The sequence below is a fragment of the Mesorhizobium monacense genome (genome assembly GCF_056781675.1).
Map to the genome: position 1 here is coordinate 898,705 of NZ_CM165567.1, position 25,860 is coordinate 924,564.

Sequence of the window (25,860 nt, forward strand, 5' to 3'; positions counted from 1 at the left end):
AGTTTCGATCGCCAACCGATGATTTGCCACATGAACCGAAGATGAATGGACGGTTCGCAAAGAGTTCAGACTGGCAAGCGCATTGTTCCCCCATCGGTTCACGAGGACGGGCGAGAGCCCGCAACAAGGAGAGAAAGACATGTTCAACATCAAGACGGCAGCCCTTTCGGCTCTGGTCGGTCTCGGCACGCTGGCCGCCATCCCGGTCACTGCCCATGCCGATAGCATCTATCTCGGCTTCGGCAACAACAATGAACCTCGCATCGGTGTCTACAGCGGGGATGAAGATGGCTATCGCCGTCAACGCGACTGGCGCCGCCGTGGCTGTTCGCCGGACCGCGCCCTCGACAAGGCCGAGCGCATGGGCCTGCACCGTGTCCGCATCGCCGATATCAGCCGCCGCACCGTGAAAGTTGCGGGCCGCCAGTATGGCGACCGCGTGGTGGTCGTGTTCGCCAACGAGCGCGGTTGCCCGGTGATCTATCGCTAGGTTCCGGCCGAAGATCGGCTTGGGCATGATCCTCTGCGAAGATCAGCCTTGAAGCACGATCTTCTACGAAAGATCTGCGAAGATCAGCCTTGAGTAGCAGAGCCCCTTTCCGTGAGAACGGACGGGCGCGGCTCAAAAAACCCCGGAGGATCAGTCCCCCGGGGTTTTTCATGTCTTGCGCCGATCCGAACTGATCAGCCCGCGACCTGGCCTCCACGGATCAGGCGGGGTCGGGTGGCGGTCACTTCAGCTCGAAGGTGACGGTGACCTGCACCGCATAGAAATTTTCGCCGGCCTGCACCGGAACCGCCGCGCCCGCGGCATCGAAGGCCTTGGCGTTGATCGGCATCGGTGGCGGGGCGATGTTCTGGTCGGTGATCTCAAGCACCCGCCCGATGCTGACGCCCGCGGCTTCAGCCAGGGTCTTGGCCTTGGTCATGGCGTTGGCGACCGCCTTCTTGCGGGCCTCGGTCACGGCGGCGGACGGATCCTCGTTGGAGAAGGCGATGCCGCCGCCCTGGTTGACGCCGAGCGACACCGCCTTGTCGAGGATATCGCCGGTCTTGTCGATGTCGCGGATACGCACCGACAGCGTGTTGGTCACCTGGTAGGCGACGAGCTCGGCCTCCTGGCTGCCGTCCGGCTTGTTGGTGTAGTTGTAGCGCGGGTTGATCTGGATGCCGGCCGTCTGCAGGTCGCGATCCTTGATGCCGGCCGATTTCATCGCCGCGATCACCGCGGCCATGGCATCGTTGTTGGCATCGAGTGCGGCGCGCGCCGTCTTGGCCTCGCGCATGACGCTGAGCGTCAGCAGCGCCAGATCGGGCGCCGCGGTCGCCTGGCCTTCGCCCGATACGATGATGCGGGGCGCAGGCTGCGAATCGGCGGCGCCGGCCATCGCCGGAAAAGCAAGCGCGGCGGCGAGCGCCAAGGGCATGAGTGTCAGCGGCAAAAGATGTCTGGTCATCAAAATCTCCTCGGTCTGCGATCCAGTCGCATCTGGCAACTAGGGCGCGAATATGGGCTGATTTGGGCGATCGCGGCCAGCCCGCCCGGAAAGCCTTGTGCCGGCCGGGGAAAAACACTAATCCAGCCGCGTGGGGCCTGTAGCTCAATGGTTAGAGCCGGCGGCTCATAACCGCTTGGTTGGGGGTTCGAGTCCCTCCGGGCCCACCATATTAATCAATCAGTTACCCCGCAAAATGTAACGCAGTTTTGCTACAAAAGGTACGGAATAGGTACGGCGAGCGCGTTTGCTTGAAGCAAGCAAAGAAGCTTGCTGAAGCCGCGAACAACAAGATGCGGTGGCCGTCGGTTCGCACCACCAAGCGCTTGAAATCAAACGTTGCCGGATCGGCAGCCGCGATTCTCAACTAACCATCTCAGTCCGCCATGTCCGGCGTCGGTAAGAAAGATCAGCTCATCTTGGTTCCTACGACTTGGCTTTCGTCTGATGCCATCCTGCACGTCGCATTCTGACGCAAGGAAGCCCACCATGGCGAACAATCTCATTGCAGAACCGGTCGACAATCTGAAAGCTGACGACCCGGCCGACTACTTGGTAAATGAAGCGGAAGCCTGCGCAATAATTGGCGGCAGGAAGACGCCCATTCATCGTTCGACATTCTGGAGAGGCATCGTATCCGGGCGCTATCCGCGCCCAGTAAAGGTGGGACCAAATACCAATCGGTGGGACAGGCGCAAACTTGCAAGGGTTGTTGAGAACGCTGCTTCCACCGGCATCCGTCCGGCAATAAACGCCGGATAGCCGAGACCGTCTGCCAAGGCATACGCGACGATCTCGGTGAAGAGTGGTTCCGGGAAGGTAAGATAGCCCGGAAGATATTTCTTTCCTTCGTTCCGCGCAAGTTTCGGCCCGACGGTCTCTGTCGCCAAGGAGAATACGCCATGGCCGATTTTTTTCTGCAGGGCCAACTCACCGACGCTTCTAGAGCGTTTCATTTCTTGAGAGAATCGTAGGATTCCCAAAGCAGCTGGTTTGTGATTCAAGATGCTGGCTGGACGGAGGCCAGCGTCTGATGACACGAGCCCTTTCGAACGATCTTCGTGAGCGTGTTGTTGAAGCCGTCGGCACCGGCGAGAGCTGCCGTGTGGTGGCGTCGCGTTTTGGCGTCGCAGTGTCCTCGGTGGTGAAGTGGTCGCAGCGTTACCGTGCCACCGGCTCGGTTGCGCCGGGCAAGATGGGTGGACACCGCAAGCGTATTCTGGAGCCGCATCGGGCCTTCATCGTGGAGCGGATCAACCAGACCTCTGATCTGACGCTGCATCGGCTGAAGGATGAGTTGGCCGCACGCGGGGTGATGGTCTCGCACAACGCGGTCTGGGTGTTCTTGAGGCGCGAGGGCCTGAGCTTCAAAAAAAACGCTGTTCGCTCTTGAGCAGGCCCGAGCCGACATCGCTCGTCGCCGCCAGCGCTGGAGGTCGTGGCAGGGTCGCCTCGATCCGGCGCGTCTGGTCTTCATCGACGAGACGTGGATCAAGACCAACATGGCCCCACTTCGCGGCTGGGGGCCAAGGGGACAGCGCCTGCGCGGCTTTGCCCCACATGGCCATTGGCGAACCCTGACCTTCCTGGGCGCATTGCGCTGCGACGAACTCACCGCGCCATGCGTCTTCGACGGCCCGATCAACGGTGAATGCTTCCGCGCTTATGTCCGTCAGCAACTGCTCCCGACCCTGCGGCCAGGCGACATCGTGATCATGGACAATCTGGGCAGCCATAAATCTGCAGCCATCCGTCACGCCATCAAGGCCGCCGGCGCAAGGCTCTGGTTCCTGCCGCCCTATTCACCCGATCTCAACCCGATCGAGCAGACCTTCGCCAAGATCAAACATTGGATGCGCCACGCCCAGAAGCGAACTATCGAAGACACCTGGCGCCATCTCGGCACCCTCGTCGGAACAATCAAGCCAGACGAATGCGCAAACTACTTCAACAACGCTGGATACGCTTCCGTCAAAACATGAAGGAGTCTAGCGTCGCTCGCGGGGACTTGGCGCGAACTGTCCCCGGCATGGCCCATTTCGCTGGCACTGGACTGGTGGCCACCACCTGCGCCCGCTGCATCTACTGGCAGCCTCCGTCAACAAGCCCGCGCAAGCACATCTGCCGGAAATATCAGGAACTGATGCCAAAAGGCCGTGCCAAACAGGTACCCGGCTCAACCCCCTCCTGCCGGTACTTCGACCGGAGGAACCCATGATCATACTCGCGAACCGCCCGCGACCTGCCCCAATGGCCGATCGGGGTCTCGATCTCTACGAAACCCCGGACGCGGCGACGATCGCGTTGCTGTCGGCCGAATCCAACCTGCAAGGGAAGTTCGTCTTCGAACCGTGTTGCGGCAGGAATGCCATCACTGGCGTCCTGCGCCGGGCTGGCGTTCCAGTCTACGCCTCAGACATTGTCGACTACGGCACCGCCGGTCAGGACGGGCAGGCCGACTTCTTCACGACAACCAAGCTGCCCGATCCACGCATCACCGCGATCGTGAGAACCCACCTTACGGTCGAAAGCTGGATGCGCGCTTCATCCGCCACGCGCTGACCTTGGTTCCGGATGTCTATGCACTCCTGCCTCTAACATTTCTCGAATCCGTGGACCGCGAGGATATCCTTCGTGAGGGATCAGGGTTTTGTCGACTCTTTGTGTTTGCTGATCGGCTGCCACGCATGCATCGGGACCGTTGGACCGGTCAACGGGCGAGCGCCACCCAGGCGTTTGCCTGGATGTGCTGGCGAACAGGATTTGCCGGGCCTGCAACGATCGGTCGGATATACGCAAAGGATCACCGAACGTCCAATGACCGGACGGGCGCGCGTCTCAAGGCAAGGGAGCTAGGCGCGGCACGGCCACACGAGCCCAGGTCGTCGGAGAACCTCTCCAACCCAGGCGTCGGAGGGTGAGGTGGCATCACTCCGCCAGCTAGTACTGCTTTTGAGCAGCGACCGGGACGGGGAGGTTGTGGCCGCTGTCCGTGCAATCGACAGAATGCTCAGAAAGGAGGGCTCTGATTGGCACCAACTCGCTGCCAAGCTCGACGCCCCGGTTACGCCAGCGGAACCGGAACCCAAGCCTGAAGCAGATTGGGATAATCTCGATGCTTGGCAAATCGGCGAGGCGTTGCTCAAGGCTGGCGTGGGTCGGCTGTCGACGTGGGAGATCGATTTCCTCAACAATATGACTTGTTGGAATGGCCCGGCCACCGAGCGCCAGGATGCGGTGCTGCGGCGGATTGCCGATAAGCTGCAGTGGCGGCCATGAACAATCAGGTTTTGGCTGCAGCGCTCAAGTATGCCGCCGCAGGGATTCCCGTGTTCCCAACCCAGCCGGACAAGCGGCCGTACAAAGGGACCGCCGGTTTCAAGGATGCTACCTGCGATCCCGATCAGATCAACGCATGGTGGCAGGCGCATCCCGAGGCGATGATCGGCACCCCATGTGGCGAGCAATCCGATTTCTTTATCGTTGACCTCGACAACAAGCCTGACCGTAACGGTCTGGCCGCTTGGAGAAGGTTGAGGATCGAAGACCATGCCCCGGAAGTGCGCACGCCATCCGGCGGCATTCACCGCTACTACCATTTCGGCAACTTTGGACTGCGCAACACCCAGTCAAAGATCGGCCCGGCATCGATACCCGCGGCGCCGGCGGCTACTGGGTGTTGCCGCCAAGCCGCAATGGTGATGGCGGCTGCTATCAATGGACGAACGGCCAGGACTATCGCGACCGAGTTGAGATTCCGCCGGAACTCTTGGTCAAGTTGAAGAGTGATCCGGACCTCGACGCTCTGGTCGAGGCTTGCGAACGGATTCGCAAAACGACTGAAGGCGAGCGCAACGGTGTACTTAATAGCGAGGCCTTCCAGATCGCGAAGCAGGGAAAAGTCGACCCATCGGTGGCCAGGAAAGCGCTACGCGAGGCGGCGTTGGACTGCGGTCTCGATCCGCGTGAGATCGAAGCCACGCTGAACAGCGCCTTCAGCAGTGGCGAACGAGAATGGCGGAAAGGCAAGAAGCCGACGGCAGCGGCTCATAAGATCGTGCTGCGGTCGATCGAGCCATGGCCGCATCAAGTAGCCGGCGACCAGCTGCTCGCCGATATTAAGCAAGCGATTAAGCGCCACGTTGTCTTAACGGATGACCAAGCACGCGCTGTCGCGCTCTGGGTCGTGCACGCGCATTGCATCGGTTTCGTCCGGTTGTCGCCGCGGCTGTCCATCTCCGGGCCGACCAAGCGGACCGGCAAGAGCACATTGCTTTCCGTGATCGAAGATCTTGTGCCGAAGCCGCTGGCCACCAGCAACATCACCATGGCGGCGATGTTCCGGATCGTGGACCTCGAACAGCCGACAGTGCTCATCGACGAGATTGACAGCTTCATCACCGCCAGAGACGCACCGGCTGGTCGAGAAATGCGCGGGCTGCTCAACGAGGGCTACACAGCGCGTGGCCGCTATCACCGTACAGCCGGTGACGATCATACCGTGACGGCCTTCAACGTCTATGCCGCAACAGTGTTGGCCGGGATTGGCCGGCTTCCGGACACGGTAGCGGATCGCTCAATCACGATCCAGCTGCAGCGCAAACTACCATCCGAGACGGTCGAGCGACTGGAATTTGGCAACACGGGACATCTCGAGCAACTGGCGTCGCAGGCAGCGCGCTGGGCCGCCGACAATGGCGAGCGGCTGAAGACCCTGCGGCCGGCATTGCCCGAGATTCTGAACGATCGCCAGCGCGACAACTGGAAGCCGTTGTTACAGATCGCCGAAGCCGTGTCGCCTCAGTTCCTGGCGGCGGCGCAGAAGGCCGCAGTAGCGCTGTCTGAAACTGCCGACGCCGACGAAGATGACCTCGGTGTCCTGCTGCTGCAGGACATCGCGACGATCCACGGCGCCATGAGCAATCCTGGAGAGTTCATCGCAACGTCGACCCTGATCGGGGCGCTCATTGCGATGGATGACGCGCCGTGGGCCACGATGATGCGTGGCGACAAACCTATCACCGGACAGCGGCTACGTCGTCTCTTGCGCCGCTTCGTTCTCATCAACCCAGGTCGAGATAGCACGGGAAAAACACGCGGCTACCATTGGAAGGACTTCAAGAAAGTTTGGCCGCACTTCCCGAGAAAGGAGCAATGACACGCTACGTCTGGCGTACACCTCCGTTTTGTGTGTCAGTGCGTCAGAAATGAAGCAATTTCAATAAGTTAACCATTCCAATACGCGTCAGAAACGGGCGTCGTTCTGGCAGAGAAAATGGAGGTTAAGTCATTGAAATCACTTAAAGACTGACGCGCTGACACCTGGCAAGGAAGGATAGGCCTTACTAACGGCGATTGCGGCACCTGCCGAACCTGGAGCCGTACGACATAGGAAGCACTACAATGCGTGTAAGCGAAGACTATGCCGGCAATTTCATGTCAGCCACATGGCTGGCGAAGTTGCTGAAGGAGAACAGCCTGAAGCAGCTGACGGCAACCATCAAAAGCGTACGTTCGCACGAGTTCAAAAAAGGTGAAAAGCCCAAATATGTTTTGTCCTTCGTCGGCAAGGATATGGAAGCTCCGGTCAGCAAGACTAACGCATACGCCCTGGCCAACGATCTCGGTGACGACACGAGCAACTGGCCGGGCAACAAGGTGATAATGACGACCAGCTGGGGCCAGACGCCCAATGGCATGGGCGACATTATGCACATGCGCGGCGACCTCGGCGGGGAGCAGGCCGTGCGTGAGGCGACCCCCGCGCCGTTGTCGCCAACGCACCACCCACAGCCAACGCAAGGTAACGGCGCCAGCAGTGCCTATGCGGCGGCATCCCAGCCGGCCAGCGGCCGGTCACCGGAGCAGAACAGCAGCACAGCCTCTGCCCTAAACGACGAAATCCCCTTCTAATGGGATATTTGAAACGCGTGGCCGCACGTCACCGCGGCCACGCGGGAGGATCGGCCAGCGTTGACGATCCGCCGTACCATCTTCGGACCTCGCAGACACCCAGCGTGCGTGGCATCGAAGACGGGCGAGATATCTGCCTGATGGCCGAGATGGTCGACGCACCATTCAAGCAGACAGCAATCGACAGACGCATGCGAGCATTGACTCATCGGCATCAGCTACAGGACTGACCAACACCACCTCGACGAGATATCGCATCTGGAACCGAGGATCGAATTTCGGTCCCGACTGGAACGCACTAATTGGCTCCAGGATCACTTTGAACAGACGAACCCAGCTGAACCATTTCACTATGGAGTATGCGCCGGCGACGTGATGCCCTGCATCACGCGGTTCTTGCTGCATGCGGGCTAACGCTGGCGGACCGTCAAGGACGTCTCAATCAGGGTGGAAAGCCGTCATTCCCTGCTCAGGAAGATAGGTCCCAGTAGCGCCAAAAGCGGTCATCCGCCGCCAGTTCTCGAATGACCGCAGTTGGGCCGGGAGCAGACCGGCAGCTTCGGGCTCCGAATATTCAAGAGCGGACATTCAGGTTGGTGTGGCGATAGTCGTGACCTGACGCAAGGCAGCCATACCCAATGAAGCAGTGAACGTCTCCACAATAATCCTCGGGCTCGCGCATATCTGTGTCGTCTTGAGCCGAATAGTAGCCTAAGATTTGGACCATGCGGACCGAGCGCAAAAACGATTGGCCGCAGGTTACAATTGCCGGGGGAGAACGCCTCCCGAGGGATGGCTAGATGTCCTCCGTCGATTCTGTCGCAGCGAGATTACTGTCGGCGACATTGATGTTCGATCGGGCGTCGTTGCTGGCGCTTGAGACCTTAGCTGCCGAATCCGATCGTCGCGTGCTGAGACGCGGCGAGGTTCTGGTTCGCGAAGGCGATCCATCGGACAGGTTTTTCATCGTCCTGTCGGGTCGCTTTACGGTCCACAAACGAGATTCAACTGGCTCGGTAGCGGAAATCGCTCAGGGTGAACTGGTCGGTGAAATCGGCTTCTTCGCAGACCTGCCCCGGATGGCCACCGTCCGCGCAGCGCGCGATTCGATCGTCCTTGAGATCAGTCGCAATCATTTCGAGAAGGCGGCCGAGACCTTGCCAGGCCTGAGAGAGGCCGTCACGACATTTCTGGCACGCCGCTTTGCGAACCAATCTCCAAGTTTGTCACGTCTCGAGAAACCTGCCAGGATCCGAACGCTTGCGATCATTGCAGCTGGCGGAAGTCACAATGTCTCGTCAACCTTTGTCGGGCACCTGCGGCAAGCATTCGGCTCCGTTGCGCACGCTCAGTTCGTAAGCCGGTTGGATATAGACGCTAGATTTTCCGGTCTTCCGGCCGACGACCCGTCGATCCTCAACTGGTTGAATGAATTGGAGTCGGAAACCGAATTCATCGTCTATGTAGCCGATGAAGAGCCGAGTGAATGGACAGGTGTCTGCATTCGCCAGGCGGATTCAGTCCTGTTCCTTGCCAACGCGTCGTGCTCGCCTCAGGTGAACCCATCCGAGGAACTGGCGCTTTCGGTGCATTCACCATCGACCGGGCGGCTCGTCCTCGTTCACGAAAGTCGCTCAGCAGTTGTCTCGGGTACCTCTGCATGGCTGGATAGGCGTCCCGATATTGGCCATCATCATCATGTTGCATTGCTGGACGGCTCTGACGTCGAACGCCTCGTCCGATTTGTTTCCGGCAAGGCACTAGGCTTTTTAGCGGCCGGGGGTGGGTCCCTCGGTAGCGCTCATGTGGGCGTCTACAAGGCTTTCGTCGAGGCGGGGGCGCGCTTCGACTATCTTGGCGGCACGAGTTCCGGAGCAGCGATGATGGCCGGCTTCGCCAGAGGATTGGATGCGAAGCAGATCGATCGGGGCACACACAACATATTCATCAAGAGTCGGGCACTTCGCCGTCCAACATTACCGCGCTTCGCACTTCTGGATCACAAGGCGTTCGATCGGGCGCTTCGGGCGGAATACGGCGACGTTCTGATCGAGGATCTTTGGCTTCCGTTCTTTGCGCTTTCGACCGATCTGAGCGGCCGTGCGCCCTATGTCCACCGTCGGGGAAAGCTCTGGCAGGCGGTTCGGGCATCAGGTTCCCTCCCGGGCGTCCTGCCGCCGTTCTTCACGGCTGACGGCGATATGCTGGTGGACGGCGCCATCACGAACAACTTGCCGCTTGATCAGATGAAGGAACTGAAGACCGGTCCCAATGTTGTGGTGAGCTTGGGGTCGAATGCACCGCAGAAATACTACGTCGACTATGAGCGCATCCCCGGGGCTTCCGAACTGGCGGTCGCCATGCTGAACCCTTTCGGTCGTGCTCGATTGCCCAAGATCCCCAGCATGTTTCAGGTCATTGCGGCGAGCATGTTGGCACACGGGCCGCAAGACATTGCCCTGGGCGAAGAGGATGTGCTTGTCTGCCCCCAGATTTCCAGCGCGATCAGCTTCATGGATTGGAGTCGGCATTCCGAGTTGTTCTCCGACGCCTACGACACCACGACCCGGTGGATCGAGGAACATCTCCGCCAGAACGATCCCAAACTCCTAGAGGTGCTCGGCAATGTGCCTACTTGTTAGAGGCGGCAAACCCATCGGGTTTGGTGACAAACTTGATGAGATAACCGAGATCGCGACAATCGCAGATCCGCTCTCGGTTGACGAATGACGTCGCTCCATTCGATCGTACGCCGCGGGACTAACGTGCAATTAGGAGGTTGCGATGAAGCATTTCGGAGGTGTGGACATCCGTTGACTTTTTACACATAGCTCGGTACACCGGCGTTTATGAAGCGCTTTGTCATCTACACGCGGGTATCGACGCAGGAGCAGGGCCGCAGCGGCCTGGGGTTGGAGGCTCAACGGCGCGACATCGACATCTTCCTGCACGCGTTCTCCCAGGTCCCTTGGAAGATCGTTGGCGAGTTCTGCGATATCCAGTCGGGCAAGGACGATACCCGGCCTGAACTGGCGAAGGCGCTCGACCTCGCAAAGCGGGAAGGGGCCGAGCTTCTGATTTCCAAGCTTGATCGGCTTTCCCGCGACGTCGAGTTTATCGCTGGGACCATGAAGCGCGCCAATATCAAGGTTGCGACCATGCCGAACGCTGATCCCTTCCAACTTCACATTTATGCGGCGCTAGCCGAGAAGGAGCGCAAGTTTATCGGCGAGCGGACCAAGGCCGCTCTGGCGGCTGCCAAGGCGCGAGGCGTCAAGCTGGGGGGCTATCGCGAAGGCAGCCTCGACCGACGGATAGCCGCCTTAAAGCAGATGGCAGACGATGATGCGCGGCGCGTCATGGGCGTCGTGCAGCCTCTCAGGCAGGCGGGAAATTCGCTTAGGCAAATCGCCCAAGAACTTGAGAAGCAGCGTATCCGAACGCCGCGGGGAGGCGCTTGGACTGCGAAGCAGGTCAGTCTGACGCTCGCCCGGCTGACGAGGTTGGCTTCGGCGCCGGTAGACAGAGCGGCCGTGCCGACAGAGGCCAAACGTGCCGAGCCTGTCGATCGCTCTGAACCTGCAGCAGGTCGCGCGCCGCTAGCCAGTCGCTGGTAGGTCGGAGGTCGGGGCATCCGCCCCCCCGGCTTTGTCGGCGGCGGGGGGTGGGGGTGGCCTGGGGGGCCCTGCAAGACATGCGTTTTACGTGCCTGGGCAGACTTCCGTCAGCGTGGCGCCGCGATGGAAACAAGCCGGAAACAGGCTCCGGCGGCCGGTGGCGTTTGTCGGTTACGAGATCGAGCTATTCCTAGACCATCGGGGCTTCGCCTCACGTCAAAGGCGGCTGATGCCTAATTTGGAAAGGCGCTGTCGCCCTAGGTTCATACGAGAGGGATTAGCCATGCGGTCCGCAACGGTTCTGTCATCGTTGCTCGCGCCGGCTCTATGGGCGGCTCATCTCTTGCTCGTCGTCTGGGGACTTCATACGGCAGCCCGGTCCGATCCGGTGTTTTGTTCCAGCGATTCATCAATCCGAACGACATCGACATCGAACCAGACAACGGGGACCGCCACGGCATGTCCGTTCGTGCTCGCGGGATCATCAAGCAATGGATCGGGGTGAATGGACTTTGGCTTTGCGAACTCACAGCGCCGAGCATCGGCCTGTACTCTTGGCCAGCGTGGCCCAGGCTCGGCTAGGTGCGCCGCTGCCGTAGCTCAGGTGACGAAGTCACGCCATCCCTGCTGCAGGACGACGATGCAAACGGCAGAAGTCGATTGTCAGCGTCGAAACTTATCGAGCCCTAGAAACCGGGCAGGCAGGGAGGCCGTCCCCACGTAACCTACGCGGCGCGTCGTTGAGTGAGGTGGAGACCCGAACGGGCTCGACGAGGGTCGACGGCGGTGACAATGCTGTGGTGGTGATCGCAGTAGACGCGATCCGGCGAAGTTGGCCCAGCACAAAAACGGTAACCGCCGGGTACTGCCGGGTCTTCGCTCACCGGGAAGCGGCACTGATAGAGGCCCAGCTGAATGAGGGGGACGTCTCGCGAAGTCGGTCTGTTATTTTCAGGCATGATGGTTTCAGTTCCTGTTTCATGGCCATTGCCGGCTGATAGCCACAGTGCGACCGCGTCAGGGCGAGCTTCTCTCATTTTGGAGGCTATGGATCACCATATGGTGTTGGTCGCAGCGTCAATGAAGCCCGTCGCCCTGCTTCTGAAGCCAATAGTTTGCGACCTAAGGCCACACTTGCTGCTGGCGTGCAGTTGACAGCGCGAAGGCGCTCGGCGCGATGTTGTCGTCCCTCTGATCGTGGCGGTCACTCCGTCCCCGGGGTTTGTCGGCGGCGGGGGTGGGGTGGCTTATGAGGCCCCTATCAGGCGCGCCCAGCCGACACTCTCGTTTAGGTTCATCATAGCCGCCTCTCTCGCCCCCAAAACTTCCGAAAGACGGAATTTCGAACCCAACGGTGACCTTTCGTTGTCCGCGTTGCGAATGCCGCATCTCGGCCATTTAGACCAGCTTCGCCATTGCCAAGACCGGACACCGAGTTTGAATACTCGGAGGTCCTTGTCGCGGCTAACTCCTGGAGGAAGACCATGCCTCCTGATGACCTTGGCTGCGTCGCGCATCATGCTGACAAAATCTGTCACTGCCATGCGCTATCTATTGTTCATCACAACCAACAAAGGACAAGGTAAGATGAGCAATAACCCCAGCCCCGCACTCCAGGTCGCTCTGGCCTACCACGATGCCTGGAAGAACCACGATCATGCGACGGCGATGAAAGTCGTCGCGGACAACGTGGTGTCTGAAACGCCGTTCGGGCTCATCGAAGGCGGCGCCGCTCTGCACGAATCCGAATCGCAGTTCGCCGGCATGCTCAAGGGGGCGACGATGGTCGCCGCGTTCGGCGACGAGAAGACGGCGCTTCTCATGTATTACACACACACCCATCCCATCCCCAGCGTCCTCTCAGCGAAGTACTTCACGGTCGAGAACGGGAAAGTCACCGGGATCAAGGCGCTCTTCGACAAGAGCGTATTCGGCGCGCTGTGAATGCGGCCCAGCCGCACTGACGCACACAATTTTACAGAAAGTACTCTCATGATTACCAACAATGCTGCGACGGGCCGCTATGGGCGGCTCGTCGCTGAGGCCTTGCTGTGCCCGGCTGGTGCCAGCGATGTCGCAACCGCCACGCTCAAGGGGAGCGGCGTGCGATGAAACGGATCCAGTACCATCAATATGGCGGCCCGGAAGTGATGCGGCTCGAGGATTTCGGGCTTCGCGCGCCGAGGAAGGGCGAGGTTGCCGTGAAGGTCAGCTTCGCTGCCATCAACCCGATCGACTGGAAGGTGCGCAACGGTCACCTGAAGTTGGTGACCGGGAAGAAGTTCCCGCGTGCTCTGGGCAGCGACATCTCGGGCATCGTGATTGCGATCGGCCCGGGTGTCACCCGCTTCAAGATGGGCGATGCCGTGTTCGGATCCGTCCAGATCAAGGAGGGTGGCGCTTTCGGTCACGGTGCGATCGCGCCAGAGACTTTTCTCGCCAAAAAACCGGCCTCCGTGTCCTTCGAGAAGGCTGCGTGCCTCGGCACACCTGGGGTAACGGCTTGGAATGGCCTCATCGACAAGGCCAACATCAAGCCGGGCGCCCAGGTTTTCATCAACGGCTGCACCGGCGCTGTCGGCGAATCCGCCGTTCAGATCGCACGAATTCTCGGGGCCGAGGTCTCGGGGAGTTGCAGTTTGCAACAGATGCAGCGTGCCCAGGAGATGGGCGTCAGCCGCGTCTACGACTATCGCACGACCGATCTGTCGCAGATCAAGGATCGGTTCGATGTCGTCTACGACACAGCCGGCACCATGATGGTGGGAACCGGGCTGGGGCTGCTCCGCAAGGGTGGCGTGTATCTCGACATCAACCCGACGCCAGGCAAGTTCATCCGAGCGATGTTCGACAGCAGGCTCAAGCCGATCGTCTGCACCGCGCGGGCCGACATCCTGGACGGACTTGCCCGCGCGGCCGCCGACGCAAAGCTCCGGCTTCCGGTCGCCGAGATCGTTCCGCTTGAGGACGCGATCGCGCTGGTGGCTGCCATTGAGCATGGGCGCAAGTTCAACGGCAAGGCGCTCGTGTCGATGTCTTGAGCAACTCCCTGCCAAACTTTGTCATTGGCTGGTAAGGTTGTGTCATGTCCAAGAGCAATCGGCTTTTCGATCTGATGCAGATGCTGCGCCGGCACAATGGTCCTGTGCCGGGCACTGAGCTCGCGCGGGAAGCCGGCGTTTCCTTGCGTACCATCTACCGCGACATCGGCACCCTTCAGGCAATGGGCGCGGATATCGAGGGAGAGCCAGGCTTCGGCTACGTCCTGAAGCCTGGCTTTCTGCTGCCGCCGCTCATGTTCTCGCAGGAAGAGCTCCAGGCGCTTGCGCTCGGCGCGCAATGGGTCGGCCGCCAGACGGACGACGGCCTTGCGTTCGCGGCCCAAAACGCAATCGCCAAGATTGGTGCGGTCCTGCCGGTGGAATTGCGCCACCTGCTGACGGATAACGCTTTTCATGTCGGGCGCAGCAGACCAGAAGCGCCGGCAGTGGATCTGCGGGTGCTTCGTCAAGCCATGCGCGAACAGCTCAAGCTACACATTGCCTACAAGGATCCGTGGGGCGCTGTCACTCAGCGCATCATCTGGCCCATCATGCTTGGCTTCATTGAAGACAAACGATTCATAGCGGGCTGGTGCGAACTGCGACAGGATTTTCGGACGTTTCGCGTTGATCGAACCGCGCGTGTCCAGCTTCTCGAGGAGCGCTATCCCGGCCGTCGGCGCGACCTCGCCAAACGCTGGCGCGCCGTTGCGGACGAGCAACGGGCGAGCGCGGCCGATAACATCAACTCGTAGGCTCAAGGGACGATTCCGCTGGCTAGCTGGTGCCGGAAGGCGTCCACACTACGCTGGATGCAAAGGTCGGCTAACTAGCCAATCATCCCGACAGCTGCCGATCCGCGTCCGGCCCGTCCCGGTCGTACAGAAATGCACGTCCGAACGGCTACTGCTGGTGCTTTCCTGACCTCCTGTCCGTAGACGCTTTGGGTCAGTCCGCTCCCTTTGTGACGGCCATGCAAAGGGCCTGATGGTGACTACGTCACTCTCGGTCCACGTCGCCTGGCATCGAAATCCCCGAATCAAGAAATCAGGCCGGAGGCGGGGATTAGGCGTGCATTGACGTTCGTCGCGGCGAGCGGCGAGTCAAATTTCACTGACTATCTTTTTGTTGAAGTCGGTGCCGATAGGAGAACGTCTGCAATCTTGGGTTCGGACCCAAAAGTGGACAGACCGTTAACGGCGGACTGAAGCAACGCAGCATTTTCCACTTTGTGGCGAAATAATTCTCAACTATGGTCCGCCAGGCTTAAGGCATGGGGGGATTGCCGATGGTTTTATCACGCAGGGGTGTCGTGCTCGGCGGCCTGGCGCTGGTCGCGGTCGGTGCAACCGGCAATATTGTTCAAGCCGCGACGGCAAAATCCTTTTTCGCCGGCACTGCCAGCGACAACAATTTTGTCTATCGCAAGACCAACTTCGCCAAGATCGACAAGAGATGGCATCGCCAGATCGTCAAGTATTTCAGCAGCGAGCCGGTCGGCACCGTCGTGGTGGATACCCGCCACCACTTCCTCTACCTCATCATGGAAAACAAGACCGCCATCCGCTACGGCGTCGGCGTCGGCAAGGACGGCTTCAAATGGTACGGCCGCGCGACGATCGACCGCCGCGCGCTGTGGCCGCAATGGGTCCCGCCCCCCGAAATGCGTAAGCGCAAGCCTGACCTACCGCACATGGTCGCAGGCGGCGCGTCCAACAATCCGCTCGGGCCGCGCGCGCTCTATCTGCACCGCAACGGCGCCGACACCGGCTACCGCCTGCATGGCACGCTGGAGCCATGGAGCATCGGCACCGACGCTTCCAGCGGCTGCATCCGCATGTTCCCGGAAGACATCATCGACCTCTACCAGCGGTGCCCGATCGGCACCGCGGTGGAGGTCCTGCCGCACATCGCCGACCAGGCGCCCGCTTCCACCACTGTCGAATGATTGGCACCTCATGAACCGCATGATTGAAAACACGCGCCGGCTGCTCGCCGCCGGCCTGCTGGTGCTGGCCGCATCCTGCTCGACCAGCAACACGCTGGCCCCGTCCACGCCCGACATCACCAACACCGAGATTGCCGGCTTCCAGAACGTGCAGCCGGGCAGCGAGGAGGATTTTATCCTCAATGTCGGCCGCCGCACCTATTTCACGCAAGGTTCGGCCGCGCTCGATTCTGTCGCCAAGGCCACCCTCGACACCCAGATCGCCTGGTTAGCAAAGCATCCGCGCTGGCTGCTCAAGCTGCAGGGTTTCGCCGACGATCCCGGCGCAAGCGAAACGGCGCTGTCGCAGCAGCGCGCCGATGCGGTGATGGACTACCTCGCCGCCGGCGGCATAGACCGCAGCCGCATGTGGGCCAAGGGCTACGGCAAGGACAGGCTCGTCCGCGACTGCCCCGACGCCGCCTGCAGGTCGCAGAACCGCCGCGTTGTGTCTAATTTGCGCGATGAGAGGAACGAGTCGTAGGGGGCTGCTGTTTTGCTTGTCACCAAATCAGAGTCTCACACGCGACGGCGGCATGGCTGCTTTGCGCCGCATCTCGGACGCTGAGAGCGGTTTGGCCACTTCCTGAAAGCCGACGTTCCAAGCGACCACGCTGACAGCCGCGGTTGTGCCGTTTGCGGACACTGGCAAATCGCCGACTTGGAGATCAGCCTCACTATCATCGGACCGCTGCCATGATGAACTCGAACCAGAAACCAGCGTCGGCCTAACGCCACGCCACTCACCCTGTCGATCGATCTCGTACGGTCTTGGTATCTGAACACTGCAGCGCATCGAAGCGCGTGGCTAGGAATGCAGCTCGACAAAAGGGCTGCGCGACCCGTACGCTGCGGTATGGTTGACGTAGCCGACCCTTTCGAGCGGAAGCTTGCGGCGATCCTTGCCGCGGATGTTTCCGGCTATAGCCGGATGATGGAAGTGGACGAAGCCGGCACGCTTGCGCGCATGAAGGCACATATTGGTGAGGTCGTCAGGCCCAGGATCGCGGCGCATCGGGGCAATATCGTCAAGACCACGGGGGACGGCCTGCTCGTCGAGTTTGCGAGCGTCGTCGAGGCGGTTGAGAGCGCTGTCGAAATCCAACGATCGATGGCGGAGCGGAACATTGGTGAGCCTGAGAACACCCAAATCCTTTACCGTGTCGGGATCAATCTCGGTGACGTCTTCTTCGAGAACGGAGATGTGTTCGGCGACGGCGTAAACGTGGCCTCGCGGCTAGAGGGGCTCGCCAAGCCGGGCGGCGTGTGCGTCTCGGACATTGTGCATCAGGCAGTCGAGGACCGGATCCAGGTCCCCTTCCGTGACATGGGCAACCAGCGGGTAAAGAACATCTCCCGACCCATCCGTGTCTGGCAGTGGACGCCCGACGCGGCGCTGCAGACGACTCGACCTGTCGAGGCGGCGCTGCATCAGAGGGTGCAGTTCGCGACGGCGTCGGACGGTGTGCAACTGGCTTGGGCCAGCATTGGCCAGGGAGCGTCGGTGCTGAAGGGTCCGAACTGGCTAAACCATCTTGAGTATGAATGGCACAGTCCAATTTGGCGTCCGATGCTCTCGAAGCTCGCCAAGTTTTGCCATCTCGTGCGGTTCGATCAACGCGGAAACGGCCTCTCGGACTGGGAGGTTGAGACTATATCGGAAGATGCAATGGCCGGTGACATGTCCACAGTCGCGACCGCTGCACAGGTGGATCGGTTCGCGCTTCTCGGCATCTCGCAAGCCTGCGCCTTTTCCGTGCGCTATGCTGTGGAGCATCCGGAGCAAGTGACATGTCTCGTCCTGCTGGGTGGGTTTGTCCGAGGTCGGCTAAAGCGACCGGGTCTCGACCAAAGGAAGCTATATGAAGCCGGGGCGATGATGATCCGCGACGGCTGGGGCTCGCCGAATCCTGTTTTCAGGCATTTCTTCACTTCGACGTTCATCCCCGACGCCCCACATGAGATTATGGCGAGCTTTGACGAACTACAGCGCATTGCCACGAGCCCCGAGGCGGCGATGCGACTTTGGCAAATGAACAGCAAAGTTGAGGTGACAGAGCTGGCAAAGAGGGTCCGTGTGCCAACGCTCGTGCTGCATTGCGTGGGTGATCGCGTCGTGCCGATCGAGGAGGGCCGCCTGATGGCAAAACTCATTCCGGGGGCGATGTTCGTCGAACTGCCGGGAAATAACCACGTGCTCATTGAAGGCACGTCAGCCTACGACCAGTTTTTCGAGGAAACGGCTGTCTTCCTGGCGATGCACAATCCGGTCGCGTAGCTTACGACCGGTGATCCACTTTGGAACTGCCAGTGCTACGGCAAGCCTTTGACCCGTTTGAGACCTTCATTTGCGACCATGGAATAGCAGCAATGCGCCTCGTTTCGGCCGTTAAGGTTAGCATTGCCACCGCCTGGAAGCGGACATAGCCGGCGACCACTCTGGAAGTTGCGGTCGCGCCATGAGCAGAAATTGAGAACATTTTTCCGAAGTGGACATTCGGTTGATGCGTTAGGCACCGAAGCAAGGAGGCTCGTGCATTCGGGGCGCGCCCTCTCTTTAAAGCCGTCACCGGGCTTGCAATTCGGTGGCGCATTGCGACATTGGCTGCATGAGCACCTCCGCACAACCAGTGCGTCTGGCCCGCCCGGAAAAGAAGCGGCGTCGCATCCCCATTGCAGTCATCATGGCGTTGAGTTTTGGCAGCCTCGTATTCCTGTCGGTCGGCGGCGTGCTCGCATTGTCGGTCGGCGCCAATTTTCGCAACACGTTCGACTTGCTCGGCGCCCGGTCGACACTCCTGATCGATGCGATGGAGGACTCGCTGCGCGCCGAGATGGGAGACGCCGAGAACGCGGTGGACGGCATCGCGCAGCTGTATGCCCAGGGCGAGTTCCAGATCGACGACGAGGCGATGTCTGCAGCCGTTGCCGGTGCTCTGGCTGCCGCTTCGGGGGTCGAGGCGACGCTGATCTGCACCCCCGACCTCGTCTGCCGCGGCGCCGCGCGGTCCGTCGAAAACAACGTTTCAACGGGCGCGATCGAGCATTTTCCGGCCGAGCCCGAGAAGTCGTCCCAAGTCCGCGCCGCCCTCGAGCAACGCAGACAGGTCGACGGACGCCAATGGGGTGCGTTCGTGGCCAACGAGTTCGGCCTGTACGCGCATGTCTCCGTGCCGCTGGCACGTGATGGCGTGACGCAGGCCTGGGTGATCGCGGCGGTCGAATTGCAGAAACTGTCCGATATCACGCGGGAACTGTCATCGCGATTTGGCACGCATGCCTTCATTCTCGATGGCGAAGATCGCGTGCTCGCCGACCAAAGGCTGGCCGATCCCGACGCTCTGAAGAATGGCGTCCTGCCACTGACGCCGCTGGCCACGTATGGCGATCCGGTATTGGCCGCATATAGCTCGCGCAAGGTAGAGCGGCAGTTCGACACGCGCCACGCCCGCGACATAGAAATCGCCGAGATCGACCCCAGCGTGGACAATGCGTCCGAGTGGAGCGGCGACACCACGTACATCGCCATTACCCGCAAGATCGCAGGCTATGGCGACGAGCCCTGGACGCTCGGCGCGTATTTCGAGACCAGCCAGATCAGCGACGAGATCGAGCGCGTCATGGGATCGGCCCTGCTCGGTCTTGGGGCGATGGCCGTGGCGGTCATAGTCGCGATCCTGCTTGGCAGGCGCCTGTCGCGACCGATCCAGGCGATCGCCGGCCAGGCCACGCGCGTCGCCGATTTCGATCTCGACGGCGTGACCCCGCTGCCGCGCAGCAGGGTGCTGGAGTTGGACAACCAGGCTTTGGCCTTCAATGCTATGCTGATCGGTCTGCGTGCATTCTCGACCTATATTCCGCGCTCGCTGGTGGCCAAGCTGGTGCGCACCGGAGAGATCGGCATCGCCGAACCGCGCGAGGCGGTCGTGACTGTCATGTTCACCGATATCGCCGGTTTCACCACGCTGTCGGAGCGGATGGACGCTGCCGCTGCGGCCAGGCTCCTCAACCATCATTTTGAAATCCTGTGCCGCGCGGTCGACACGCATGGCGGCACGGTTGACAAGTTCTTGGGCGACGGCATGCTGGCATTCTTCGGCGCGCCGGACCGTCTGAAGGGCCATGCCGCCGCGGCCGTCCGCGCCGCCGCGGCCATTCGCGAGGAGCTGGAGAAAGACAATCTGGAAGCGGCCGGCGAAGGCCGGCCTCCGCTTCATGTCCGCATCGGCATCCATACGGGCTCCGTCATCGTCGGCAACATTGGCGCATCCGACCGCGTCAACTATACGATAGTCGGCGACACCGTGAACGTCAGCCAGCGGCTGCAGGATCTCGGCAAGCAGCTCGAACCGGATGCCGCGACCGCCATCGCGATTTCCGGCGAGACCGCGTCGCGGCTCGACGAAAAGTTCGAAACGATCCCGGCGGGCAAGCACAGGTTGCGGGGGCGCGGCGAAGCGACGGAGGTCTTCCAGCTTGGCAAAGTCGCGACGTCAGAATCGCCCCGTCTGGACGTTCATCGCGCTCAAGCAGGCTAAGGGACATGCCACTTCCATGCCGCTGATCGGCGGCTTGGAGAAGCCCACGGCTTTGGCATTGACTGGAGCGGGGTCACCTAGTGCCGTAGTCGATTTCAATTGGAGCGACAAGAACGCGGCAAAGTCGCTGGTTCCAGTCAACATCCGCTTACGAGCCGCCCAATCGGCTCTGCAAGCGCGCCGGTTTGGGTCAGATCACGTCGGTACTCGCGGGGGCCCGAAGGTCCGCTTTTTATGATCCGAACCTCAAAGCTGCCAGTCAGCATTCGGCCCCACAGCTGCCGGGCGGCAATGCGCCGCATGTCGGTCATAGCGGCGGGATTTGCCGTTCCCTGAAAGCGGACGTCCCAGGTGCCAAGGGGCAGTCGCGGTTGCGCCAAAAGCGGTGTTCGATGGTGCACACGCACGGTTTGAACAGGGCGGATTCAGACCTTGCGGGTTGTCAGCTTCTGACACAGTTCTAATCGCCCAATTCCCTAAGACGTTATCCCTGCGGCCCGGTGAGCAAATCCGGATAACGCAAGCGCTAGGAATCGGCAGGTTTGGACGGCTCGCACCGTCTTAGTCACAAAACATAAGTTCATATTGACTTTATGGTCGTTTTGACTATGCTGTATGCAGTGCGTCGACGACCGCGTCTTCCAGGGTAGCGGGATTGACAGTTTCTTGGCGATGAAACGGCCCAGCTGCGCGCGTATAGAAATGGGTTAGATCCACAATGCCAACCTGTGCCTGCCGACGTCAGCCCGGGAATTTCGGAAGCTCTCGCTTGGTGCTTTCGATTTTGGTGACGCTTTGCTTGGTCGCAAATGGCTGCGCGACCCGGGCTGGAAACGTGCTTCAACCTCCCGCGGTCACCACGAGCGAGGCCACGCGGGTTAACCTACTGGTCGCCACAACACGCAAACCGTCGACGGACCCTGACCAACTTTATTCAGGAGAGCGCGGGACGGCGATCTCGTTGGACAGCGTCACTGTCACCATTCCTCCGGATCGAAACCGAAAGATCAGTCAGATCCAGCGGCCTTCACACCGTCCTCCTGATCCCACTCGGGAGTTCGCCATGGTCGAGGTCGACAAAGTCGCAACGGAGAGGCAGGTCTTCGATTGGTTCCGCAAGAACCGAAATGCAAAGCGTCAGGTGCTCATTTTTGTGCACGGCTACAACAACTCTTATGCCGACGCCGTCTTTCGTTTCGCTCAGATCGTTCATGACGCGGGAACCGACGCAGCGCCTATTCTCTTCGCTTGGCCATCGCGGGCCAAGGTCTTCGACTATCTTTACGACAAGGAGAGCGCGAACTACTCGCGCCGGGCCCTGGAAGACTTGATCCTCCAGGCCTCCATGAGTCCCGACGTCGACGACGTCACCATTCTCGCTCATTCGATGGGGACGTGGCTTGCCGCGGAAGCGTTACGCGGTGTTGCTATGCGTAAAAACTCGATCCCGGCTAAGGTCAGGAATGTCGTCTTAGCGTCTCCGGATATCGACATCGACGTGTTTCGCCGTCAATTTGTCGAAATGGGGCCAAATAAGCCGCGTTTCACAATCGTCACGTCGACGCGGGACAAGGCCCTTGAGTTTTCGCGATTGTTGTCGGGTGGAATTTTGCGTGTCGGCGGTACCGATCTCACGCCATATACGGCGGTTCTTGAAGAACTCGGAGTTACCGTTATCGACACGAGCGCGATCGCATCGGGAGATCCACTCGGCCACAATGCGTATACCGACAGCCCCGAGATTGTTCGGCTGCTGGCGCACCGTCTAGGCGGTCGATCGGTGACGGCAGGCGAGGCTAAGTTCTCGGATCGCGTAACTGCGGCAGCAGCCAGTCTCGGCCAGCCGGCGAAGCGCAAAACTGCTAAGGGCCCGGTTGACAGCAGCGAGGCACGCAAATTGCTGAAACGCGAGCCTGTCACGTCGACCGGACAGATCGTTGATGGTCAGATCTCGTACTAAGATATCTGTGTAGACTGGCTACGACCAAACGAACGACAGGGGCTAACAGCTGCGCCTGGACGTTGCGGTCAATATGACCTAATGTACAATTCGCAACTGGAGATTGGGCCACTGATGGCGAACATTAATCCCGCGCGTAGAGCTGAAATTGGGCGCGAAAAGCGCGCGCGAACCCGTGCAGAGCTCGTCGCCGCGGCCAACTCGTTGTTCGCCAGACAGGCCGTGGAATCGGTAACAGTCGACGATGTGGTCAGGGAGGCCGGCGTCGCCAAGGGTACGTTCTACGTTCATTTCGATGGCCTAGACGGTTTGACGGCGGCGGTCGCGGAGGAACTGGTCCAATCTTTCGACGAAATGCTGCAGTCCGACCGGCTCTCACTCGACGATCCTGCCCTTCGGATTGCGTTTGGGTGCAGCTCATTCATCGACAAGGCGCTCATTGATCCTCGATGGGCCAGCCTTGTCGCCAGGATGGCGGCGGCAGACCCCAAGGGTGGCGAGCTCCTCCGCAGCAGGATTTTCGAAGACCTGCAACGGTTCTCGAAGAGCTTGCCGGGCAGTGGGGCATCCGCTGAGCTGAACCTGGAGATCGTCGTTGGGATCATGCTCCAGCTCATGCGCGCGCTTGGCGAGCGCAGGCTGTCGTCGCTCTATCGTGACGCGGCCATAAGCGCCATCCTGCGCGCGATCGGCCTCAATGCCCGGGAGGCGAAGTCGGTCCTTGCGCGCTTGTCTACATCTGCCGACGGGGCAATGCCTGATGGGCCGCGGCAACGGAAGTCTCAGCGCCCAGGTGCGGCGAGCAGCGGGGCCTGACCTTGGACTGACGCCCCTTCCGCGGCGATCTCCGTTATCTGTTCGTCGAGATTGAGTGCTTTGTCACAACTCCAGATCTGGGCGTATATCCGGTCATCAGAGTGCGGCGGGCGCCGTTCCAACGGGCGCTCGAGCAGTAGCTGAAGCAAAAAAGTAAGCGCCGCAAGTGCGGGGGCACTCGCAGCGCGCAGCCGCTCGGCGTGACGGTCAAGACGACATCCCCGAGATCGACGTTGGCGAAGGTGGACAATTCCGAGATTGCCTCGGCAGGCTTGAACACGACAGCTCAAGTTTTGTCGCCCGGTCGCACCGTCCCCTTGATTGTGAGCTGGAGCTATCACCACAAGCGGCGTGAATACGTACCCCAGAACAAACGCCTCATTGCACCCGCCCCTGTCTCGACGCGAATGAGATTGGCCGCCATTCGGCTTCGCCTTTCTCTCGAAGCGCCCGTGTGCTGCCACGCAGCCATTGAATTCACGCCACCGCTCAATTCATATTGACTATTTAGTCGTTTTGACTATAAAGTACAAAGTCGTATCGTGTGGCCTTTGCCAGAAGGAAGAAAAGCTAGTGACAATCGTAATTGAAGCTCCAGGGTCGCACGTGCTCTGCACCCGGTGCCACGGGCTCGCATCTCAGTTGCAGCGCGCCCTCGAACGGTGTGCATTCAAATCGGAGGTGTTGGAGTGTGACGGCGCCGACCTCGGCAAGGCAGGGAGGTCCAGGGCATGAGGTCAGGCGCTGCAGCTCTGTGCCTTGGGCCTGGCGGCTCGGGCGGATTTACGGTTCGGCAATTTACTAGGCGAGGGCCGGCCGCAGATGAAATCGAAGTCGCGGTGACCGCAGCTTCGGTCAACCCGATCGATGTGCGCCGCTCCGAAGGCTACGGCAGTAGGCTGCTGTCGCTGTTGGGAGCCGGCAAGTTTCCTTTGATCCTCGGCAACGACCTCGCGGGCATCGTGACCGCCGTGGGATCAGGGGTGTCGACCTTCAAGACCGGCGACCGGGTTTACGGAGTGAAGCCCGCGTCGGCGGAAGGGGCCCACGCCAGCCACGTGTTGGTCAAAGCTGTCCACATGCTGGCCGCCCCTGGGGATCGGGACCTTAATGCGCTCGCCGCAATTCCCTACAGCTTCACGACGATGTGGCTCGCCGTACGCGGAGCGGGCCTTACCCGGGAGAACACTGTCGGAAAAAATGTGCTGATCCACGGTGCGGCCGGCGCACTAGGAACGTTAGCAACGCAGATGCTCTCCTCGTGGGGCGCGAGAGTTACGGCGATTGCCCGGAAGTCAAACAGTAAGGTGTGTCTTGAGGCGGGTGCCACCGAGGTGGTCGAGCGAACAGACGAGCTGTTCGTCTCCCTGTCACGCTCTTTCGACGCAACTCTCAACTTCGCCACCTGGGAAGATGATCGCGCGTTGCTAGGCTGTCTGCGCGACGGTGCGCTCGGTCACGCAACCACCGTCCACCCAATGTTAGGGAACTTCGACCGGCTTGGCTGGCTGCGCGGTATGCTAAAGACAATCTCGCAAAAGAAGGATCACCGACGCGCGCTGCCGAAGGGCGCCAGCAATTACGCATGGGTCCTCTTCAAGCCGGACAAGGCAGCACTGGATGATTTGCGCCAGTTCGTCGAACACAACCATGTCAGCCTCCCGATCGGGCTGTGCAAGCCGCTCGCCGCAGCAGGCTTGGCTTTCGACCACGTCAGGAAAAGACAGCCGGGGCGCGTGTTGCTGCTGCCCTGACACCACAGTCGAAACGCTAGGTCCGGCCCGACGGGGCGAACCCCCGCTTTCACAAGGTGTGCTGTGCAGCAAAGCGCGCTGCCTGCTGACATGCTTATCCACACCAGTTAGCGCTGACTGAGACCGAGAGCTCGAAGCGTCGCGTCGAGCGCTTGGCCGGTCGTTCCGGGTCGGGGACCTCGCTCAATAAATCCGCGCGTCACCTCCAGCCATATTCCAATTACGATGTCGGCTGCCAACTCTACGTCGTGCACTTTGGGCCGGCCCTGGGCAATCGCTTCCCCGATGTCCGCCTTAAGATTCGCACGGATCCCCCAGCCGAATTCAATGGGTGATTGCGAGCTTTGAATGACGAGGCGGGCCCAGTCTGTGTCCGCACTCGCTCTCTCCAGGAATTTCATGAACGCGAAGGAGAAACGCTCGACCGGATCCAGCCGCTCGAGCCGGGCAGGCGTCAGCAACTCATCAAAGCTCTGACTGAGGCCGGCACCTACCGCAGCGGCCAGCTCTCCGATGCCTTTGAAATGGTAGTAAAACGTCCCTTTGGCAACACCTGCTGCCTCGACGACAGCATCTACCGTGGGCGTCTCGTGCGTACGCCCTCCAAGGAGCGTCGCGCCTGCTTCCACGATCTGCGCGCGCGTTCGCGCCCGCTTCTCACGCCCTATTTCCGCTCTGCGCGCCAAATCGACTTTTGCCATTAGTCATGTCCTTTTTGCATTGCACCATTACGCGATT

At 60.5% G+C, this 25,860-nt stretch carries 21 protein-coding genes, 1 tRNA gene and 1 pseudogene; 20 read left to right on the forward strand and 3 right to left on the reverse strand.

Annotated features, from left to right (window positions below):
• The first annotated feature begins 139 nt into the window (after positions 1-139).
• The gene (locus AC1RUK_RS04305; protein WP_436172940.1) at positions 140-490 is read left to right on the forward strand and encodes a hypothetical protein; all 351 of its coding nucleotides are present in this window, start codon (positions 140-142) and stop codon (positions 488-490) included.
• Positions 491-731: 241 nt separating this feature from the next.
• On the opposite strand, the gene AC1RUK_RS04310 is transcribed toward AC1RUK_RS04305, so the two are convergent.
• On the reverse strand, positions 732-1,457 hold the full coding sequence (locus tag AC1RUK_RS04310) for an SIMPL domain-containing protein (RefSeq protein ID WP_481836647.1): 726 nt from the start codon (positions 1,455-1,457) through the stop codon (positions 732-734).
• Positions 1,458-1,590: 133 nt separating this feature from the next.
• Here AC1RUK_RS04310 and AC1RUK_RS04315 point away from each other — a divergent pair.
• A tRNA-Ile gene (locus tag AC1RUK_RS04315) sits at positions 1,591-1,666 on the forward strand.
• A 474-nt stretch (positions 1,667-2,140) separates the two neighbouring features.
• Here AC1RUK_RS04315 and AC1RUK_RS04320 read toward each other — a convergent pair.
• Entirely contained in the window at positions 2,141-2,425 is a 285-nt protein-coding gene (locus tag AC1RUK_RS04320; RefSeq protein WP_481836646.1) for a hypothetical protein, read from the reverse strand.
• Positions 2,426-2,529: 104 nt separating this feature from the next.
• Between AC1RUK_RS04320 and AC1RUK_RS04325 the strand changes: the two genes are divergently transcribed.
• From AC1RUK_RS04325 to AC1RUK_RS04410, 18 genes and pseudogenes are all read left to right on the forward strand, one after another.
• Positions 2,530-3,478 (forward strand): IS630 family transposase gene (locus AC1RUK_RS04325; protein ID WP_436173611.1). Its coding sequence is split into 2 segments (ribosomal slippage): positions 2,530-2,865 and positions 2,867-3,478, totalling 948 coding nucleotides; the frame shifts between segments, so codons are not numbered across the junction.
• A gap of 232 nt (positions 3,479-3,710) precedes the next feature.
• Positions 3,711-4,058: a hypothetical protein gene (locus tag AC1RUK_RS04330; protein ID WP_481836645.1), complete on the forward strand. Its 348-nt coding sequence runs from the start codon at positions 3,711-3,713 to the stop codon at positions 4,056-4,058.
• Positions 4,059-4,502: 444 nt separating this feature from the next.
• Positions 4,503-4,775 (forward strand): hypothetical protein, encoded by a 273-nt coding sequence (locus tag AC1RUK_RS04335; RefSeq protein WP_481836644.1) that lies wholly within the window; start codon positions 4,503-4,505, stop codon positions 4,773-4,775.
• Positions 4,772-5,187, forward strand: a pseudogene (locus AC1RUK_RS04340) (bifunctional DNA primase/polymerase); the annotation flags it as partial. The gene AC1RUK_RS04335 and the pseudogene AC1RUK_RS04340, both read left to right, overlap by 4 nt.
• Positions 5,188-5,265: 78 nt before the next feature.
• Positions 5,266-6,654, forward strand: a complete 1,389-nt coding sequence (locus AC1RUK_RS04345; RefSeq protein ID WP_481839584.1) for a DUF3631 domain-containing protein — start codon at positions 5,266-5,268, stop codon at positions 6,652-6,654.
• Positions 6,655-6,899: 245 nt separating this feature from the next.
• Complete coding sequence (locus AC1RUK_RS04350; protein ID WP_481836643.1) at positions 6,900-7,409, forward strand: hypothetical protein; 510 nt, start codon at positions 6,900-6,902, stop codon at positions 7,407-7,409.
• Between the two features lie 800 nt (positions 7,410-8,209).
• Positions 8,210-10,051, forward strand: coding sequence for a patatin-like phospholipase family protein (locus AC1RUK_RS04355; protein WP_481836642.1), 1,842 nt, complete (start codon positions 8,210-8,212; stop codon positions 10,049-10,051).
• Between the two features lie 207 nt (positions 10,052-10,258).
• Positions 10,259-11,026, forward strand: a complete 768-nt coding sequence (locus AC1RUK_RS04360; RefSeq protein WP_481836641.1) for a recombinase family protein — start codon at positions 10,259-10,261, stop codon at positions 11,024-11,026.
• A gap of 1,494 nt (positions 11,027-12,520) precedes the next feature.
• Positions 12,521-12,970, forward strand: coding sequence for a nuclear transport factor 2 family protein (locus tag AC1RUK_RS04365; RefSeq protein ID WP_481836640.1), 450 nt, complete (start codon positions 12,521-12,523; stop codon positions 12,968-12,970).
• Positions 12,971-13,134: 164 nt separating this feature from the next.
• Positions 13,135-14,067, forward strand: coding sequence for an NAD(P)-dependent alcohol dehydrogenase (locus tag AC1RUK_RS04370; protein WP_481836639.1), 933 nt, complete (start codon positions 13,135-13,137; stop codon positions 14,065-14,067).
• Between the two features lie 44 nt (positions 14,068-14,111).
• The gene (locus AC1RUK_RS04375; RefSeq protein WP_481836638.1) at positions 14,112-14,822 is read left to right on the forward strand and encodes a helix-turn-helix transcriptional regulator; all 711 of its coding nucleotides are present in this window, start codon (positions 14,112-14,114) and stop codon (positions 14,820-14,822) included.
• Positions 14,823-15,355: 533 nt separating this feature from the next.
• Entirely contained in the window at positions 15,356-16,015 is a 660-nt protein-coding gene (locus AC1RUK_RS04380; protein ID WP_481836637.1) for a L,D-transpeptidase, read from the forward strand.
• A 10-nt stretch (positions 16,016-16,025) separates the two neighbouring features.
• Complete coding sequence (locus AC1RUK_RS04385; RefSeq protein WP_481836636.1) at positions 16,026-16,538, forward strand: OmpA family protein; 513 nt, start codon at positions 16,026-16,028, stop codon at positions 16,536-16,538.
• A 330-nt stretch (positions 16,539-16,868) separates the two neighbouring features.
• Positions 16,869-18,332, forward strand: coding sequence for an alpha/beta fold hydrolase (locus tag AC1RUK_RS04390; protein WP_481836635.1), 1,464 nt, complete (start codon positions 16,869-16,871; stop codon positions 18,330-18,332).
• A gap of 331 nt (positions 18,333-18,663) precedes the next feature.
• Complete coding sequence (locus AC1RUK_RS04395; protein WP_481836634.1) at positions 18,664-20,592, forward strand: adenylate/guanylate cyclase domain-containing protein; 1,929 nt, start codon at positions 18,664-18,666, stop codon at positions 20,590-20,592.
• A gap of 1,063 nt (positions 20,593-21,655) precedes the next feature.
• Positions 21,656-22,552, forward strand: a complete 897-nt coding sequence (locus AC1RUK_RS04400; protein ID WP_481836633.1) for an alpha/beta hydrolase — start codon at positions 21,656-21,658, stop codon at positions 22,550-22,552.
• 114 nt (positions 22,553-22,666) lie between these two features.
• Positions 22,667-23,368: a TetR/AcrR family transcriptional regulator gene (locus AC1RUK_RS04405; protein ID WP_481836632.1), complete on the forward strand. Its 702-nt coding sequence runs from the start codon at positions 22,667-22,669 to the stop codon at positions 23,366-23,368.
• A gap of 839 nt (positions 23,369-24,207) precedes the next feature.
• On the forward strand, positions 24,208-25,122 hold the full coding sequence (locus AC1RUK_RS04410; protein ID WP_481836631.1) for an alcohol dehydrogenase catalytic domain-containing protein: 915 nt from the start codon (positions 24,208-24,210) through the stop codon (positions 25,120-25,122).
• A 107-nt stretch (positions 25,123-25,229) separates the two neighbouring features.
• Here AC1RUK_RS04410 and AC1RUK_RS04415 read toward each other — a convergent pair whose 3' ends face one another.
• Entirely contained in the window at positions 25,230-25,823 is a 594-nt protein-coding gene (locus tag AC1RUK_RS04415; RefSeq protein ID WP_481836630.1) for a TetR/AcrR family transcriptional regulator, read from the reverse strand.
• Positions 25,824-25,860: the final 37 nt, after the last annotated feature.